Source organism: Galactobacter caseinivorans, assembly GCF_003640665.1.
Classification (GTDB): domain Bacteria; phylum Actinomycetota; class Actinomycetes; order Actinomycetales; family Micrococcaceae; genus Galactobacter; species Galactobacter caseinivorans.
In genome coordinates, this window is sequence record NZ_QQXL01000003.1 from 298,901 (window position 1) to 315,997 (window position 17,097).

Consider the following 17,097-nt stretch of genomic DNA (forward strand, 5'->3'; position numbering starts at 1 on the left):
ACAGTATGACTTCCTCCACCACCGTGGCCTTCGATCGCGATCGTCGCCCCGGCATTCCCCCTAGGCTTAAGCGCGGCACGCTGCGCATCGTCGCGCTCGGCGGCCTGGGCGAAGTGGGCCGCAACATGACCGTCTACGAACTGGACGGCAAGCTGCTCATCGTTGACTGCGGCGTGCTCTTCCCCGAGGAGGAGCAGCCCGGCGTTGACCTGATTCTGCCGGACATGGCGTACATCAAGAACCGTCTCGATGACGTGATTGGCGTGGTGCTCACGCACGGCCACGAGGATCACATCGGCGCCGTTCCTTACCTGTTGCGCCTCAAGCAGGACATCCCCCTGATTGGCTCGCAGCTGACCCTTGCCCTCATCGAGGCCAAGCTCCAAGAGCACCGCATCCGCCCCTTGACCCTGACGGTCAAGGAAGGCCAGATTGAGCACCTGGGCCCGTTCGCCTGCGAGTTCGCCGCAGTGAACCACTCCATCCCGGATGCGCTCGCGGTCATGATCCGCACTAGCGCCGGCAACGTGCTGCACACCGGTGACTTCAAGATGGACCAGCTGCCGTTGGACGGCCGCATCACCGATCTGCGCGCCTTTGCCCGCTTTGGCGAGGAGGGCGTGGACCTGTTCCTGCCGGACTCCACCAACGCCGACGTCCCGGGCTTCACGGCCCCGGAGCGGGAGATTGGCCCGGTGCTTGATCAGAAGTTCGCCAACTCCAAGAAGCGCATCATTGTTGCCTCCTTCTCCTCGCACGTGCACCGCGTGCAGCAGGTGATCGACGCCGCGGCGAAGCACCGTCGCAAGGTGGCCCTCGTGGGCCGCTCCATGGTGCGCAACATGTCCATCGCCGAGAAGCTGGGCTACCTGCACGTGCCGGATGGCGTGTTGGTGGATATGAAGGACGTGGAGAAGCTCCCCGATGACCGCGTGGTGCTCATGTGCACGGGTTCACAGGGCGAGCCCATGGCCGCGCTGTCCCGCATGGCCAACGGCGATCACCGCATCCAGCTCAACCAGGGCGACACGGTCATCCTGGCGTCCTCGCTCATCCCGGGCAACGAGAACTCCGTGTTCCGCATCATCAACTCCCTCATGTACCTGGGCGTTGACGTGATCCACAAGGGCACCACCCGCGTGCACGTCTCCGGCCACGCCTCCGCAGGCGAGTTGCTGTACTGCTTCAACATCATCCGCCCCAAGAACGTCATGCCGGTCCACGGCGAGACCCGCCACCAGTTGGCCTGTGCCCGCTTGGCACACCAGACGGGTGTCCCGGCCAGCAACATCCAGCTGTGCGATGACGGCACCGTGGTGGACATGCGAGACGGCAAGGCCAGCATCGTTGGCCAGGTGGACATCGGCTTTGTCTACGTTGACGGCGCCAAGGTGGGCCTCATCACCGATGAGGACCTGAAGGATCGCCGCGTGCTGGCAGAGGAAGGCTTCATCTCCGTGGTCTGTGGCGTGAATCGCCAGACCGGCAAGATCGTCACCGGCCCGGACATTCTGGCCCGCGGCGTGGCCGAGCAGGACCGCGTTTTTGAGGAGATCAAGCCCAAGATCGCCAGCGCGTTGGAGGAGGCGGTGCGGGATAACCCCGGCCACACCACCAACCAGCTCCAGCAGGTCATCCGCCGCGTGGTCGGTTCCTGGGCGGGGCGCAAGCTGCGCCGCCGGCCCATGATCGTCCCGGTGGTCATCGAGGTCTGATCCTCGCTGGCGGCACGCCGCAGGCAGTAGCAAGCCCGACGGGGCCCCAAATCCACATGGATGGGGCCCCGTCGGCGTATCCTGAGGGGTATGGCGACCCGAACTTCCTCCGGATCGCGGAGTCCCTCCTCACCCAAAACCCCCACCAAGGGCCAGGGGAGGAGCCGAACCACCGCTCCCAAGACCAAGGCGCTCGACACTCCTGAGGAGCACGAGCTCCCGTGGATTGCGCGCGCCATTCAGCGCACCTGGACCGGGATCGGTGCGGTGATCGGCTCCGGCGTCCGCCAGCTCGGCACTGACCGCCACCCCGCGCCGGCGGACCGCCGAGACGGCAAGGGGCTCACCTACGTGTTGCTGGCGTTTGCCGTCGCGATCGTGGAGTGGTGGGGCCTGCGCGACGTCGGCTGGTTTGGTACCGCTGTCCACGCCACCTTTGGTGGGGTCTTTGGCCTCATGGCGGTCGCCGTTCCGGTGGTGCTGCTGGTGGCCGCCGTCCGCCTCTTCCGCCATCCCGAGGACCACAAGGGCAACAATCGCCTGACGGTGGGCTTCTGGATCGCGCTGGTGGCCGGCTCCGGTATGAGCCAGCTGGCCCACGGCCAGCCGGTGCTCAACGGCCCCTTCGAGGAGCTGTGGGCCGGCGGCGGTTTTGTTGGTTGGTTCATCGCCACGCCGCTGGCGAAGGTCATCACCGTCCCCGGCATGTGGGCGGTTTTGGTGGTGCTGCAGATCCTGGCGCTGCTGATCATCACCCGTACCCCGGTCACCCGCATCCCCGCGCGCCTCAAGGCGCTGTGGCATCGGCTCATGGTGGGAGATGATCCGACGCAGCAGGGCGCGGCCGTGCCCAACGGTGACCGCGACGGCCACGATCAGTCTTACCTCTACGACGCGGAGCGTCGCGAGTCAGAGCCGTCCGAGGGCAAGGCGGCCCCCGCGACCAAGGAGCCCAAGAAGAAGCGCCGTCTCTTTGGCAAGGACAAGGACGTACAGCCGGACGCCACCACGGTGCTTGATTCCGCGGAGACCGGCGCGTTTGAGAGTGCCGTCATTGAGGACGCCGCGATCCAGGAGGCAGCCGCGCAGCAGGCGGCAGGCCAGGATTCGGGTGCACAGGACGGCCCCGGGCAGTTCTTTGACCACGACGCAGAGCCCAGCCCGCCCCCGGGCGTGCGCCGGCCCACGCGTGAGGAAAAGCGCCGGGCCAAGGTACTCGCGGACGTCTACGACATGGACGAGGACCTCGCGGAGGATCCCGAGCCGGCCACCGAGGCCATCGACATGGCCGGTGTGGAGCAGGCCGCCACCCAGGCGCTGCCGGGCTCCGCGGCCGTCAACGCCGCCCGCGCCGCCGCCGTCGTGCCCATGCACACCCAGCCGCCCCCAGATCCCATGCCGCAGCGCACCGAGCAGCTCCAGCTCTCCGGGGACGTGACGTACACGCTGCCGCCCGCTGACTTCCTGCCGCCGGGACCGCCGGCCAAGGAGCGCTCCGAGGCCAACGACCTGGTGGTCGCCGCCTTGCAGTCCACGCTGACGGAGTTCAACGTGGATGCTCAGGTCACCGGCTTCAGCCGTGGCCCCACCGTGACGCGCTACGAGATTGAGCTGGCGCCGGGAACCAAGGTGGAGAAGGTCACGAACCTCTCCAAGAACATCTCCTACGCCGTCGCATCCTCGGATGTGCGCATCCTGAGCCCCATCCCAGGCAAGAGCGCCATCGGCATCGAGATCCCGAATGCGGACAAGGAGGTCGTGGCGCTGGGCGATGTGCTGCGCTCCAACGCGGCGCGCAAGACTGAGCACCCCATGATCATGGGTGTGGGCAAGGACGTGGAGGGCGGCTTTGTGGTCGCCAACCTGGCCAAGATGCCGCACATGCTGGTCGCCGGTGCCACGGGCGCCGGTAAGTCCTCCTTCGTGAACTCCATGATTGTCTCCATCCTGATGCGCTCCACCCCTGACGAGGTGCGCCTGGTCATGGTGGACCCCAAGCGTGTGGAGCTCACCGCCTATGAGGGCGTGCCGCACCTGATCACGCCCATCATCACCAACCCCAAGAAGGCGGCGGAGGCGCTGCAGTGGGTGGTGAAGGAGATGGATACGCGCTATGACGACCTGGCGTACTTCGGGTTTAAGCACATCGACGACTTCAACAAGGCGGTGCGCGCAGGCAAGGTGATCCCGCCGGCTGGTTCGCAGCGGGTCATCAAGCCCTATCCGTACCTGTTGGTCATCGTGGACGAGCTGGCGGACCTGATGATGGTGGCCCCGCGGGACGTCGAGGATTCGATCGTCCGTATCACTCAGCTGGCCCGTGCGGCCGGCATCCACCTGGTGCTGGCCACCCAGCGCCCCTCCGTGGACGTGGTCACGGGCCTGATCAAGGCCAACGTGCCCTCCCGCATGGCCTTCGCGACCAGTTCCGTCACCGACTCCCGGGTGGTCCTTGACCAGCCGGGAGCGGAGAAGCTCCTGGGTCAGGGCGACGCGCTCTTCCTGCCCATGGGCAAATCCAAGCCCATGCGTGTGCAGGGTGCCTGGGTCACCGAATCCGAGATCCACCGCGTCGTGGAACACGTGAAGGGCCAGCTGGCCGCCACGTACCGCGATGACGTCACGGTGGAGGCGCCCAAGAAGCAGATCGAGGATGACATCGGCGATGATCTGGAGCTGCTGCTCCAGGCCACCGAGCTGGTCGTCACCAGCCAGTTTGGCTCCACCTCCATGCTGCAGCGCAAGCTGCGCGTCGGCTTCGCTAAGGCCGGCCGCCTCATGGACCTGATGGAATCCCGCGGCGTGGTGGGCCCCTCCGAGGGTTCCAAGGCGCGCGATGTGCTGGTGAAGCCGGAGGACCTCCCGGCGGTTCTGTCCGCGCTTAAGGGTGACCCATCGCCGTCGGGCACCGCAGCCGCAGCAGCGGACCCGACCGTCGCCGCCCTCGCAGCCGAGGGCGCCGTGAATCACGCCCCAGCGGGGGACTGGGGCGCCGATCTGGTGGCCCAGGACCTGGACGCCCGGCCGCAGGCCGTGGACTGGAATGACCAAGACTCTGAAGGCGGAGAAGACGCATGGGAGTTGACGGGCAGATGAGCCAGACTCCCGCGGTGTCCAACTGGAACATTGCCAATATCCTGACCGGTTTGCGCATTGTTCTGGTGCCGGTGTTCGTGATCTTCATGGTCATGGACCATCAGGAGTACGGGCTGTGGCGCTGGCTAGGCGTGCTGGTCTTCACGGTGGCCGTCTACACCGACAAGCTCGACGGCGATCTGGCGCGGGCGCGGGGGCTGGTCACCAGTTTTGGCAAGATCGCGGACCCGATTGCAGACAAGCTGCTGATGGGCTCGGCGCTGGTGGTGCTCTCCGTGCTCGGGGAGCTGACGTGGTGGATTACGGGCATCATCCTGGTGCGCGAGGTCGGCATCACCGTGATGCGTTTCTGGGTGATTCGCTGGGGCGTCATCGCGGCCAGCGCCGGGGGCAAGCTCAAGACCGTGGCCCAAGCCCTTGGTACGTTCATCCTTTTGCTTCCCTGGGCGCCGCAGCTTGCGGTGTTGCAGTGGGCCGGATACCTCGTGATCGCGGTCGCCGCCGCGCTGACGCTGTATAGCGCCATCGACTACGTGCGCCAGGCCATGGCGCTGCATCGCGCGCATCAGGCCCGCTCCTAAACAGGTCGTTTGTGATGTGGCCCGTTCCTGGCGGGGCACGTTCGTGTTGAACCCAGCCGCTGGAGGACACCGTGGAACGCACCGAGACACCGACCGGACCGCTGGATGTGGTCTGGAATCGCGACGCAGGCCCGGACGGTGAGCGCAGCTCCCACCTGGATTCCACGGCCGCGGAGCTAGAGGTGGCGCACCTGGTGCGCCGCGCGTCGGAGACCGGAATCACCCTGGCCACGGCCGAGTCGCTGACGGCGGGGCTGCTGGCCGCGCGCGTCGCGGATGTGCCCGGAGCCTCCGCGGTGCTGCGCGGCGGCGTGGTCTCCTACGCCGTGGATGTCAAAGCCGCCGTCCTGGGCGTGGACCCTGGGCGGCTTGCCACCCACGGGCCGGTGGATGACGTGGTCGCGGAGCAGATGGCGGCCGGGGTCCTGCGTCTCATGAACGCCGACCTGGCCATCTCCACCACCGGGGTCGCCGGGCCGGAGCCGCACGGCGGGCACGGCGTGGGCACCGTTTACATCGGATGGGCCACGCGGCGGGGCACGGGGCATCGGCTCTTTAGCTTTGATGGGTCCCGGGCGCAGGTGCGTCAGGCCGCGGTGAGGGAGGCCGTTTTGCTGGCCCTGGAGGCCATGCCGTCCGGGGACTGAACCCCCGCGGCGTCCTGTGACGTCCCAAGCTGGTGCCTGGGAGTTTTCTGTGATGGGCTAGGGCCGGGGAACAAGGTGAGCAGACCAGGAGTTATATGGTGTGTCTGGACAAATTTGGCCGGACCTGGTTCCCACCACCAAGGGATCCACACCTGTCACGAGGAGAACAAAGATTCCCATGATGAAGCAGCCCACGCACGTGAACGGTATCGTCCGCTGGACGGGCGTGGTCCAGGACTCCGTCCGTCACCCGAAGCCGAAGGAAAACAAGATGGTGATCCTCCGCCAAGACATCGGTGAAGTGCTTCGTGAGATCCGCCAGCGCCAGGGACGCACCCTGCGCGAGGTCTCTCACCTGGCTCGTGTTTCGCTCGGCTACCTCTCAGAGGTTGAGCGCGGACAGAAGGAGGCCTCGAGTGAACTGCTGGCCTCCATCACGCAGGCCCTTGACGTTCCGCTCTCGGTGGTCCTGCGCCTGGTCTCTGACCGCATCGCCGCAGCAGAGGGCGTGCTGGTCCCGGACCACATCCCGTCTGAGCTCTCCGCCGAGTACGCCACCGTGATCCCGGATGAGGTCCCGGATGACTTGGCTCCTGGGCTGGCTACGCAGTCATAATCAGAGGCCTGACCTGATCTGATGCAGTCACCAGGCGGCGCCCACCCATACAGGGTGGGCGCCGCCTCAGTTCGTGGGAGAATTGACGATATGCGCGTGAGTGAGTTTTGGCGGTTGATGGACGGCGAGTTTGGCGCTGCGGGTGGGCACCATTTGGCCACGTCCCTGAACCTGTCCTCACTGGGGTCCCGCACGGCAGAGGCCGCGTTGGCGGTTGGCTATGACCCGCGAGAGGTGTGGGAGGCGCTGTGCCTCATGCAGGACGTTCCGCGCGAGCGTTGGCTGGGTGAAGTCATCCCCTTGCGGCAGGAACGCTGGGACGGATAGCGCGCCCACGGCGGCGTGTCGTTCGAAGATCCGTTCGAATGACGCTAGTCTGATGCTGTTGGAACGCCCTCCCTCACAGAGGCCACTTTTCGAGAGTGTCGCCCACAGGGGAGCGGGGCAGGCAGCAAAGTGTCGGGCACGGTTTGTAGCCTCGTCACAGAGGATGCGGCTCCCGGCCGCGACACACACATTCGACCCAGGGGTGGAACATGGCAGCAGCACCGGATCGCGAGAAGGCCCTAGAGCAGGCGCTCGCTCAGATCGATAAGCAGTACGGCAAGGGATCCATCATGCGTTTGGGTGATGAGGTCCGCGCACCGGTGGAGACCATCCCCACCAGCTCCATCGCACTGGACGTGGCCCTCGGCATTGGCGGCCTGCCCCGCGGGCGCGTCGTGGAGATCTACGGCCCGGAGTCCTCGGGTAAGACCACGGTGGCCCTGCACGCCGTCGCCGGCGCACAGCGCCAGGGTGGCATCGCAGCGTTCATCGACGCCGAGCACGCGCTGGATCCGGTGTACGCCAAGAAGCTGGGCGTGGACACGGATGCCCTGCTTGTCTCGCAGCCTGATACGGGCGAGCAGGCCCTGGAAATCATGGACATGCTGATCGGTTCCGGGTCCATCGACATCGTGGTCATTGACTCGGTGGCCGCGCTGGTTCCCCGCGCCGAAATTGAGGGCGAAATGGGAGACAGCCACGTGGGCCTGCAGGCTCGCCTCATGTCCCAGGCGCTGCGTAAGATCACGGGTCGCCTGGCTCAGACCAAGACCACGGCCATCTTCATCAACCAGCTGCGAGAGAAGATCGGTGTGTTCTTCGGTTCCCCGGAAACCACCACGGGCGGTAAGGCGCTGAAGTTCTACGCCTCCGTTCGCATCGATATCCGCCGCATTGAGACCCTCAAGGACGGCGCCAACGCCGTGGGTAACCGCACCCGCGCCAAGATCGTCAAGAACAAGATGGCACCGCCCTTCAAGCAGGCCGAGTTTGACATCATCTATGGCGAGGGCATCTCCCGCGAGGGCGGCCTGATTGACATGGGCGTGGAGCACGGCCTGGTGCGCAAGTCAGGTGCCTGGTTCACCTATGACGGGGACCAGCTGGGCCAGGGCAAGGAAAACGCTCGCCAGTTCCTCAAGGACAACCCGGACCTGACTGATGAGCTGGAGCGCCAGATCCGCGTCAAGCTCGGCGTCGATGCCGCCCCTGAGGCGGAGGAAGACGTGGCCCTGAAGGCGGTCGCAGACAAGAAGTAGTCCCGTTCCAACGGCCGGCGAGTCACTCGCCGGCCGTTGCCGTTCCCGGAAGGGAGTTCCCATGTCGATTGACCCGGAGTTGCTCGCCTCGATGGGACTCGTGCGCGCCTCGGAACTGGACCGGCCCCAGGCCCCACCGCTCACGCCGGAGGGGGACCAGGCAGCGCGCGCGGACGATGCGGCCTCTGGGCCCGGCTCTGCTGACGCGACCGGTTCTGCCGATGAGACCGAGGTGGCCCAAGGAACAGGTCCGCGGACGCTGCCGTGGAGCGCCTCGCCGCCGCCCTCCCGCAAGGGAAGGCGGGCCACATCGCGGGCGAAGGGCGAGGCCGACGCCACGGATGGCACGGGCGCCGACGACAGCGGCGACGGCGCGCCGGGCGCTGGGTTGGACGCGCTGTTTGAGCCGGCCGGGTCTCGGACCATGAAGTCGCTGGCGGCCCGTCAGCGCGCGGTCGTGGATGCGGAGGCGGTGGCAGCGGGCAAGCCGCGGTGGCGGCCGCCGTCGCACGCCAAGCCCCGCCCTGGCAAGCCGGGTTCCCGGAACGGTCGCTTGGACAAGAAGGGTTCCTCCGGTGGGGGAGCCGGCCCTGCAGATGGCGCGGGAACGGCGCCAGTTCCCGAACCGCCACCAGCCCCGGATTGGGCGGACGTGGGTGCACCACCCTCCTGGGCCACGGAGGGTGAACTGCCTCAACGGGTGACGGAGCTACTCGAGGCCTGGGATGGCGAGGAAGCGCGTGCCGCGGAGCTGATTGCCGCGGGTGAAGAGGTCCTGCCAGCTGAGGATGCCGCTGCCAAGCCCCCGCCGGTGCCTCTCACTCAAGCGGAGGCGGAGCAACTGGCACGGGCCATCGCACTGCGCCTGCTCACGGCCATGCCCCGCACCCGCTTTGAGCTGAGCCAGAAGATGCGAGAGCGGGACGTCCCGGAACAGGCCATCGATGTGGTGCTTCATCGTTTTGAGGAGCTCAAGCTCATCGACGATCGGGCCTTCGCCACCGCCTGGGTGGAATCCCGGGCACGCAGCAAGGGCTTTGCACGCTCACGCCTGAAGCAGGAACTGCGCCGCAAGGGCGTCGGCGCGCAGGATCTTGAGGCTGCGCTGGAGCAGATTGACGGCGACGAGGAGCGGGTCCGCTGCCAGGAGTTGGCGCTCAAGAAACTGGGCACGCGAACGCTTCCGCCGGCCGGCCCCGGCCAGGAGGACCGGGCAGAGCGGGACAAGGTGTTGCGCAGATTGCTCGGTTTCCTGGCACGCAAGGGCTATCCGGGGGGCGTGGCCATGTCCGCAGCGAGGAGCGCCATGGACCGCCACGACCAGGGGGAGCGGGGCTAGCTGCCCGTCATGCTCGGCACGTCCACGCGGGCGGGTGCCGGGCGTGGAGCCCCGGCTACGCGGTGCGTTCGCAGCTCAGGACTCGGCGGTCGGGCATCTCATCCCAATCCAGCGTCGTCGGCTCCCACTCGTTAGAGGTGACGGTGACCCCGCCGCCCGAGCGGCGCATCCGCATGGCAAAGAGATCCGGGTTGGGTGCGCTGGGGAAGCCGTCGCCGCGCGGGGTGGGTTCCACCCATTGCAAGGCATGCAGGTGCGTGGGCGTCAGCAGGATCGCATTGAGCGCCACCACATCCGTGACGTCCTGCACCATGGACGCGGCGGTGGATAGGGCCCGTTCCGGGCCCATCTGCTGCATCAAGGCGAAGACCAGCTGGGCGTAGCTCTCCGAATCGGTGGTGCCACGCAGCGGGGCGTCGCTGTGCTGCGCCACGAGCCCACGCAGGGCGGGGACATCAAAGACATGGCCGTTGTGCGCAAAGGCCACTGGCCCCACGCCCGTGATGGTGGCTTCAAAGGGGTGCAGGTTCTCCTGGATCACCGGCGTGCCCGGGGAGGCGAGTCGGTAGTGCATCAGGAGGCCGGAGGAGGAGAGGGTACGTGCGGCGGCCTCGTAATCAAGGCTGTCGCGGGCGGCAAAGGTGTCCCCGCGCCTGGTGATCCCGTTGCGTTCCAGCCCCACCAATCCCCAGCCGTCCTTGTGCCTTCCGGAGAGCGCGGTGAACGCGTCGTTGTCTTGACCTAGGACCTGGCTCACTGTGGTGTGAGTGGTCCCAACATGGCCAAAGAGTCGACACATGCATGCTGCCTTTCCCCCGGGGATGGGCGGTGTGCCCCAGCGCCATGGCGCCGCGCCGCACGCCGACAGGGGGCGCGGTGCATCCGTTCACCCAAGGTTAAGGTTGCCGCGCGTGAGTGACAAGGCTCACACGCCAAGCACGCGCAGGGCAAAACGCTCTGCATGCTCACGCAGCCGGTCGGTGCGGGCCGCGATGAATGCCTGGGGATCGTCCTGGCCCTCCAACCGAGAGGGGAAGCGGCGGGCGTGCGTTGAACAGGAGAAGTCGGCGTGGATCATGGTGCCGAGGGTGTCCCCGTTGCGGCCAGCGGAGCCGGCCATCTTTGCAGAAAACATTTTGACGTCAGAGACCTGGGTGATGTCCTCACACAGCGCGCACATGGCCTGGCGCGGCGGTGCTGGGACGGCGCGCAGCATGATGCCAACGACCCCATCCTTGGCCTTGGCGTGCTGGGTCGGGATGATCACGTAGGCGCGCTGGGGTGAGCGTGGGTCGCTCCACCCGAAGAGCTCCAAGGAGTCCCATTCCACCGTGCTCAGATCCTGGGGAGGCGTGGCCTGGGTGGCCTCGCGGCGCGAGGTATTCACGAAGGAGGCGCGTATCTGAGCAAGCGTGAGTGACTGCATGGTGAAACTGCTTTCCGATCTTGAGGATCCGCCCGCGCCAGCGGGGCGGGCGGCCACCAAGTCTACGCCCGGGGGAGGGTGGACAGGGGGAGGGTGGGCCGGGGTGCCCGGCCTACTGGGCCAACAATTCACGCACGCGGGGGAAGACCTGCTCGCCCCACAAGCGAATCTGCGTGTCCTTTTCGGCGATCGTGGCGCTCATGTTGCCGTAGTTGACGTCATAGCGGTCCACGTCCATGGCGCGCACGTGCTCGGCAACGCGCTGGGCCGCCCACTCCGGCGTGCCGACCACGGAGAACCCGCCCTCGGCGTCCGCCTCAAACTGTTCACGAGTGCGCTCGCCCCAGCCGCGCTCCTTGGCCACGGAGTCCATGAGCCGGCGGTTGTTCTCCCAGGCACGGTCCCTTGCCTCTTCCATGGTGGGGGCAAGGTAGCCGTTGATGGCCAAGCCCAGCTTGGCCGGCTGCACGCCAAACTCTTGTTCGGAGGCGCGGAAGAGGGTGAAGTACTGCTGAATGCGACCGGTGGTCTGGCCCAGCCCGGCCATCATGAGGTTCATGCCGTAGCGGGCGGCCCGCACCACGGACTCTGGGCTGCCGCCCACGCCCACCCAGGTCTCCAGGCCGCCCGGCGTGGCGGAGGCAGGGTAGGCCCGCTGCCCGCGCAATTCGGCGCGGTGCTGGCCCTTCCAATACAGCGGCCCTTCCTTCCGGAGCTTGGCCCACAGATCCAGCTTCTCCTCGAACAACTCGTTGTAGTCCGCCAGATCAAAGCCAAAGAGCCCAAAGGGCTCGGTGAAGGACGCCCGCCCGAGCACGGGCTGCATGCGCCCGCCGGAGATGCCGTCCACCGTGGCGTAGCGCTCGTAGGCGCGCACCGGGTCGTCGGTGCTGAGCACGTGTACTGCGGTGCCAAGCAGGATCTTGCTCGTCCGCGCGGCAACCCCGGCCAGGACCACATCCGGGTTGGATGTGGGCAGATCGTGGCGGTGATGTTCGCCGATGCTGAAGGCGTCCGCACCCACCGCCTCGGCGAGCGCGCCCTCCTCGATGAGTTGGGCCTGGGTCAGGCCGGCGCTCAGCTCGTGCCGGTCCTCGTCCAGGAGCAGCCCTCCAAAGGTGGTGAGTCCAAAGTGTGTGGAGCCGCTGAGGGGCATGATGGTCGCCTTTCGCAAGAAAAATCACTGGTTCGGTGGGTGCGCTGGCCGTCACGCGACCAGGTGCTTGTCATGTCAACTACCTGCGGTGGGGTTCTATTCCTACGCCGCTACCTTGCTGACTAGGCTGTGCCCATGACCAATTCTCCGGTGGACCTCAAGGCCTTGCTCTTTGATCGCTATCGCCAAGAGCGGGCCACCCTGTGGCACAAGGCGGGCCTGGACCCGGCCGCGGCCGGGACGGCCACCCTGACGCCGGGCTCCCCGCACATGCCCGCGCAGACGTCCGCGCAGACGTCCCCGCAGACGCCCGCGCTGGCGGAGCACCTGCAGCGGGCCCCCATGACGCCCACCGGGACCAATCTCCTGGGGTTGGTGAAGCATGTGGCGCTGGTGGAGGCAGGCTACTTTGGCGACTGCTTTGGGCGCCCATTCCCGGATCCTCCCGCCTATTTTGACGCCACGAACCCAGCCTTTGAGCCGGACGATGACCTGTGGGCCTTCGCGGACGAGTCCCCGGAGCAGGTCCTTGCCCTGGCGCTCCGAGCCGCGGAACACGCAGACACCACCATCCGGGCCAATGCGCTGGAGGCCATGGGGCATGTGCCGTGGTGGGGCGAGTCAGGGCGGGACGCGAGCCTGGCGGAGCTGCTGGTGCACATGCTGGATGAGGTGGCCAGGCACCTGGGGCACGCGGACATTGTGCGTGAACTGGTGGATGGAGAGGCGGGCTACCGGCCGGGCAACTCCAATCTCCCGGAGCATCGGACGCCGCAGGAGTGGGCCAAGCGCCACGCCAAACTCGCGGCGGTGGCGCAGAACGCTCGGTTGGACGCGGGGCACTAAACTGGTGCAGTGACTTCCACGCTCCAGACCCCCAGCACGCAGGATCAGCGCACCTATCAGGTCAACACCTTTGGGTGCCAGATGAATGTGCATGATTCCGAGCGCATCTCTGGCCTGTTGGCGGACGCCGGCCTGGCCGCCGTCGCGCCGGAGGCGGGGGAAGGCGAGGCGGACGTCGTCGTCTTCAATACCTGCGCCGTCCGCGAGAACGCGGACAACAAGCTCTACGGGCATCTTGGCCTGCTCAAGCAGGAGAAGGAGCGCCGCCCCGGGCTGCAGATCGCGGTGGGTGGCTGCTTGGCCCAGAAGGATCGCGACACCATCCTGAAGCGCGCCCCCTGGGTAGACGTGGTGTTTGGCACGCACAACATTGGCTCGCTGCCGGTTTTGCTTGAGCGCGCGCGCCACAACAACGAGGCCCAGCTGGAGATCCTGGAGTCCCTGGACGTCTTCCCCTCCACCCTGCCCACCAAGCGCGAGTCGCACGCCTCGGGATGGGTCTCCATCTCCGTGGGCTGCAACAACACCTGCACGTTCTGCATTGTGCCGAGCCTGCGTGGCAAGGAGAAGGACCGCCGGCCGGGGGACATCCTCGCGGAGATCCAGGCCCTGGTGGATGACGGGGCCATTGAGGTCACGCTGCTTGGCCAGAACGTGAACTCCTACGGGGTGGAGTTTGGGGACCGCGAGGCGTTCTCCAAGTTGCTGCGCGCCTGCGGCGAGATTGACGGGTTGGAGCGCGTGCGCTTCACCTCCCCGCACCCGGCCATGTTCACGGATGACGTGATTGAGGCCATGGCAGAGACGCACAATGTGATGCCGCAGCTGCACATGCCACTGCAGTCCGGCTCCGACAAGGTGTTGAAGGAGATGCGCCGCTCCTACCGCTCCAAGAAGTTCCTCGGCATCCTGGACCGGGTGCGTGAGCGCATGCCGCACGCGGCCATCAGCACGGACCTGATTGTGGGCTTCCCGGGAGAGACGGAGGAGGACTTCCAGGACACGCTGCGCGTGGTGGAGGAGTCCCGCTTCTCCACCGCTTTCACCTTCCAGTACTCCGCGCGCCCCGGCACGCCGGCCGCCAGCTACGAGGATCAGATTCCTAAGGCAGTGGTGCAGGAGCGCTTTGAGCGCCTGACCGCGTTGCAGGATCGCATCGCCAAGGAGGAGAACGCCAAGCAGTTGGGCCGCACGGTGGAGGTCCTGGTTGCGGATTCGGCCGGTCGCAAGTCTGGGTCGACGGGCCGCCTCTCCGGCCGCACACGCGACCAGCGCCTGCTGCACTTCTCCGTGCCCGCTGGTGCGGCGCAGCCTCGCCCGGGTGACGCGGTGACCGTCCCGGTCACCGAGGTGGGCGCCTTCCACCTGGTCTCTGATCCCAGCCCCGAGCAGTACTCGGTGCGCGCCACTCGGGCCGGGGATGCCTGGGACCGCGCCCAAGCAGATTCCTGCGGCGTGCCCGCGCCAGGGGCGGCGCAGGGCACTCGCGGCGTCTCACTGGGGATGCCCACGCTGCGCGCCGGGGTGTGATGGTCGACGCCGCGGGGCCGGGTTCCCTGCCACTGCTTGCGGTGGTGGGCCCCACGGGGACCGGAAAATCGGAGCTGGCCCTTGACCTGGCGCAGGAGCTGGGCGGGGAGATCGTCAATACCGACGCCCTGCAGTTCTATCGCGGCATGGACATCGGGACGGCCAAGCTACCGGTGGCAGAGCGCCGCGGGATCCCGCACCACCTCCTGGACATCCTGGACGTCACCCAAGAGGCCTCCGTGGCGACGTTTCAGGCGCAGGTGCGCGCGGTGATTGCGCAGATCGAGTCCCGTGGGCTGCGCCCGGTGCTGGTCGGTGGGTCCGGGCTTTACGTGCGTGCAGCCCTTGACGCGTTGGAGTTCCCCCCGACGGACCCGGTGGTGCGTGCCGAACTGGAGGAGCTGGCGGAACGGATTGGCCTCGATGCGCTGCGCGAGCGCGTACGCGCGGTGGACCCGGAGAGTGCCGAACGCCTGGGGGATCAGCGCAGGCTGGTCCGCGCGTTGGAGGTGCACACCCTGACCGGGCGCAGCTTTGCCTCCTTCATGCCGCAGCGCCAGTATCTGCGCCCCACGGTGCAGATTGGCCTGAACCTGGACCGGGCGGTGCTGCATCAACGCCTCCGCGCCCGCGTGGAGGCCATGCTGGAGGGCGGCCTGCTGCAGGAGGCGGCGGCGCTGGACGCCGCCGGCCTGCGCCGTGGCAAGACCGCCGCACGGGCCATTGGCTACGCGCAGGCATTGCGTTTCCTGGACGGCGAGGCGAGCAGGGAGTGGGTACTGGAGGACACCACGGTGGCCACGCGGCGCTTCGCCCGGCGGCAGGTCACGTGGTTCAACGCCGACCCGCGGGTGCAATGGTTTGACCCCACCGAACGGTCGCTGACCCAGCGAGTGTTGGCCGGGCTCGCGGAGTCCGGGCCCCAGTAGGCTTGGGCTCATGGATCCCCAAGAAGCCGCCGCCCAGCTCCTGAGCCTCACCGGCCTGGCATTCTCCAAAATGCACGCCACCGGCAACGACTTTGTGGTTTTCGAGGATGCCGCAGGGGATCGCGATCTGAGCCCGGAACGCGTGCGGGCCCTGTGTGATCGGCACCTGGGTATCGGCGGGGACGGGGTCATCCGGGCCGTGCGCTCCGAGCACCTGGTGGAGGGGCGCGAGCTCCTGGCGCAGGACCCGGGCGCAGAGTGGTTCATGGACTATCGCAATGCGGATGGATCCATCGCGGAGATGTGCGGCAACGGCGTGCGCGCCTACGCCCACTTCCTCCTGAGCCAGGGGCTCACACAGATGCCGGCACAGGGGCTGCGGGTGGCCACGCGCGCCGGCGTCAAGGTGGTGCGCTCCTCCGGAGATGGCTACAGCGTTGACATGGGGCCGTGGGCCTTCATCTACCCCGAGCGGGCCCAGGCGGAGGCCATGGACTCCGCCGTGACGACGCAGGGGGAGGGGATCGCGCGGCCCTCCCTCTCCGTGACCATGGGCAATCCGCACACCGTGGTTGCGTTGCCGGACGCCGCAGAGCTGGCGGAGTTGGACCTCACCGCCCAGCCCGTGGTGGAACCCCTGCCGGCGAACGGGGTCAACATCGAATACGTGGTGCCGGCGGAACCGCTGGTGCAGGATCGGATCGCGGCCATCAGCATGCGCGTTCACGAGCGCGGCGTGGGTGAGACGCTCTCTTGCGGCACGGGGATCTGCGCGGCCGTCGTGGCTACCAGGCACTGGGCCGGGAACGCAGGCGACGCGGCGCAGGCCTGGGCCGTGAGCGTGCCCGGAGGCGTGTGCGGCGTGCGCTTTGAGACCCGGCCCGACGGCGCGGAGCACGTGATTCTGTCCGGTCCGGCCGTGCGCGTGGCCGGGGGAGTGCTGGGCTGAGTGCCCGGGCCGGATCGAGTCGGATCAGGCCGCGCGGCGCACGGCGATGACGCGGAAAGCCTTCTCCCTGGCGTAGCGCTCCACCTCAAAGCCCGCGGGCAGGACGGACTTGAGCCAGGCCTCCAGTGAATCCGAGCCCAGGTTCTTTTGCACCACCAGGTAGGCCTCGCCTCCGGGGTTCAGGCGAGGCAACCACAGCTCCAGGATCTGGTGCAGTGCCTCCTTGCCCACCCGGATGGGCGGGTTGGACCAGATCAGGTCAAAGCCCAGGTCCGCCGGGACCTCCTCGGGGCGGCGGGCAGTGACATTGCCCAGGCCCAAGCCGGCCGCGTTATCTCGGGTGAGGCCAAGGGAACGTGAGTTGACGTCCACAGCCCACACAGCGGCGTCGGGCGCTAGGAAACCCAGCGTCAGCGCCACGGGCCCCCAGCCGCAGCCGATATCCAAGAAGGTGCCCTGCGCCGGCGGCGCGGGAACGCGCCTGAGTAGCGCATCGGTGCCCTTGTCCAGCCCGTCTGGGCTGAAGATGCCGTTGGCCGTGATGACCTCTCGCACCTCCCCGGCCAGCTCCACGCGCAGGGTGCGGCGGCGCTCGGGGGTGTCTGGGGACTCGCTGAAGTAGTGCTGTTCCGGCATGGCTTCTAGCCTACCGAGTCTGAGTGATAGAGTTTTCCCTATGAC

General features: G+C 67.4%; 16 protein-coding genes. 12 read left to right on the forward strand and 4 right to left on the reverse strand.

Going from position 1 to position 17,097, the window contains the following annotated elements:
- Window positions 1-5: 5 nt before the first annotated feature.
- From DWQ67_RS06805 to DWQ67_RS14005, 8 genes are all read left to right on the forward strand, one after another.
- On the forward strand, window positions 6-1,715 hold the full coding sequence (locus DWQ67_RS06805) for a ribonuclease J (protein WP_121484824.1): 1,710 nt from the start codon (window positions 6-8) through the stop codon (window positions 1,713-1,715).
- A gap of 90 nt (window positions 1,716-1,805) precedes the next feature.
- A complete protein-coding gene (locus DWQ67_RS06810) occupies window positions 1,806-4,811 on the forward strand; it encodes a DNA translocase FtsK (protein WP_121484825.1) in 3,006 nt (1,001 codons plus the stop codon).
- Window positions 4,808-5,392: a CDP-diacylglycerol--glycerol-3-phosphate 3-phosphatidyltransferase gene (gene pgsA, locus DWQ67_RS06815; protein ID WP_121484933.1), complete on the forward strand. Its 585-nt coding sequence runs from the start codon at window positions 4,808-4,810 to the stop codon at window positions 5,390-5,392. The genes DWQ67_RS06810 and pgsA overlap by 4 nt, the downstream gene beginning before the upstream one ends.
- A 71-nt stretch (window positions 5,393-5,463) precedes the next feature.
- Window positions 5,464-6,039, forward strand: coding sequence for a CinA family protein (locus DWQ67_RS06820; RefSeq protein WP_233555948.1), 576 nt, complete (start codon window positions 5,464-5,466; stop codon window positions 6,037-6,039).
- Window positions 6,040-6,217: 178 nt separating this feature from the next.
- Window positions 6,218-6,655, forward strand: coding sequence for a helix-turn-helix domain-containing protein (locus DWQ67_RS06825; protein ID WP_121484826.1), 438 nt, complete (start codon window positions 6,218-6,220; stop codon window positions 6,653-6,655).
- 90 nt (window positions 6,656-6,745) lie between these two features.
- Entirely contained in the window at window positions 6,746-6,982 is a 237-nt protein-coding gene (locus DWQ67_RS06830) for a DUF3046 domain-containing protein (RefSeq protein ID WP_121484827.1), read from the forward strand.
- 209 nt (window positions 6,983-7,191) lie between these two features.
- Window positions 7,192-8,241 carry a recombinase RecA gene (gene recA, locus DWQ67_RS06835; RefSeq protein ID WP_121484828.1) on the forward strand — a complete coding sequence of 350 codons (1,050 nt, stop codon included), beginning with the start codon at window positions 7,192-7,194 and terminating at the stop codon, window positions 8,239-8,241.
- A gap of 61 nt (window positions 8,242-8,302) precedes the next feature.
- Window positions 8,303-9,580 (forward strand): regulatory protein RecX, encoded by a 1,278-nt coding sequence (locus DWQ67_RS14005; RefSeq protein ID WP_233555949.1) that lies wholly within the window; start codon window positions 8,303-8,305, stop codon window positions 9,578-9,580.
- 55 nt (window positions 9,581-9,635) lie between these two features.
- Here DWQ67_RS14005 and DWQ67_RS06845 read toward each other — a convergent pair whose 3' ends face one another.
- The 3 genes from DWQ67_RS06845 to DWQ67_RS06855 form a co-directional block, all read right to left on the reverse strand.
- The gene (locus tag DWQ67_RS06845; RefSeq protein WP_121484829.1) at window positions 9,636-10,379 is read right to left on the reverse strand and encodes a class II glutamine amidotransferase; all 744 of its coding nucleotides are present in this window, start codon (window positions 10,377-10,379) and stop codon (window positions 9,636-9,638) included.
- A 126-nt stretch (window positions 10,380-10,505) separates the two neighbouring features.
- Window positions 10,506-11,006: an FBP domain-containing protein gene (locus tag DWQ67_RS06850; RefSeq protein WP_121484830.1), complete on the reverse strand. Its 501-nt coding sequence runs from the start codon at window positions 11,004-11,006 to the stop codon at window positions 10,506-10,508.
- 112 nt (window positions 11,007-11,118) lie between these two features.
- Window positions 11,119-12,162 (reverse strand): LLM class flavin-dependent oxidoreductase, encoded by a 1,044-nt coding sequence (locus tag DWQ67_RS06855; RefSeq protein ID WP_121484831.1) that lies wholly within the window; start codon window positions 12,160-12,162, stop codon window positions 11,119-11,121.
- Window positions 12,163-12,297: 135 nt separating this feature from the next.
- Here DWQ67_RS06855 and DWQ67_RS06860 point away from each other — a divergent pair, with 135 nt between their 5' ends.
- From DWQ67_RS06860 to dapF, 4 genes are read left to right on the forward strand one after another with little or no spacing between them, the layout of a single operon-like run.
- A complete protein-coding gene (locus DWQ67_RS06860) occupies window positions 12,298-13,008 on the forward strand; it encodes a DinB family protein (RefSeq protein ID WP_121484832.1) in 711 nt (236 codons plus the stop codon).
- A 9-nt stretch (window positions 13,009-13,017) separates the two neighbouring features.
- Window positions 13,018-14,538 carry a tRNA (N6-isopentenyl adenosine(37)-C2)-methylthiotransferase MiaB gene (gene miaB, locus DWQ67_RS06865; RefSeq protein WP_121484833.1) on the forward strand — a complete coding sequence of 507 codons (1,521 nt, stop codon included), beginning with the start codon at window positions 13,018-13,020 and terminating at the stop codon, window positions 14,536-14,538.
- A complete protein-coding gene (miaA, locus tag DWQ67_RS06870) occupies window positions 14,538-15,467 on the forward strand; it encodes a tRNA (adenosine(37)-N6)-dimethylallyltransferase MiaA (RefSeq protein ID WP_121484834.1) in 930 nt (309 codons plus the stop codon). Before miaB ends, miaA begins: the two co-directional genes overlap by 1 nt.
- A 10-nt stretch (window positions 15,468-15,477) precedes the next feature.
- On the forward strand, window positions 15,478-16,416 hold the full coding sequence (gene dapF, locus DWQ67_RS06875) for a diaminopimelate epimerase (RefSeq protein ID WP_121484835.1): 939 nt from the start codon (window positions 15,478-15,480) through the stop codon (window positions 16,414-16,416).
- Between the two features lie 24 nt (window positions 16,417-16,440).
- Here the strand turns inward: dapF and DWQ67_RS06880 are convergent, their stop codons facing one another.
- Entirely contained in the window at window positions 16,441-17,052 is a 612-nt protein-coding gene (locus DWQ67_RS06880; RefSeq protein ID WP_121484836.1) for a class I SAM-dependent methyltransferase, read from the reverse strand.
- Window positions 17,053-17,097 lie beyond the last annotated feature (45 nt).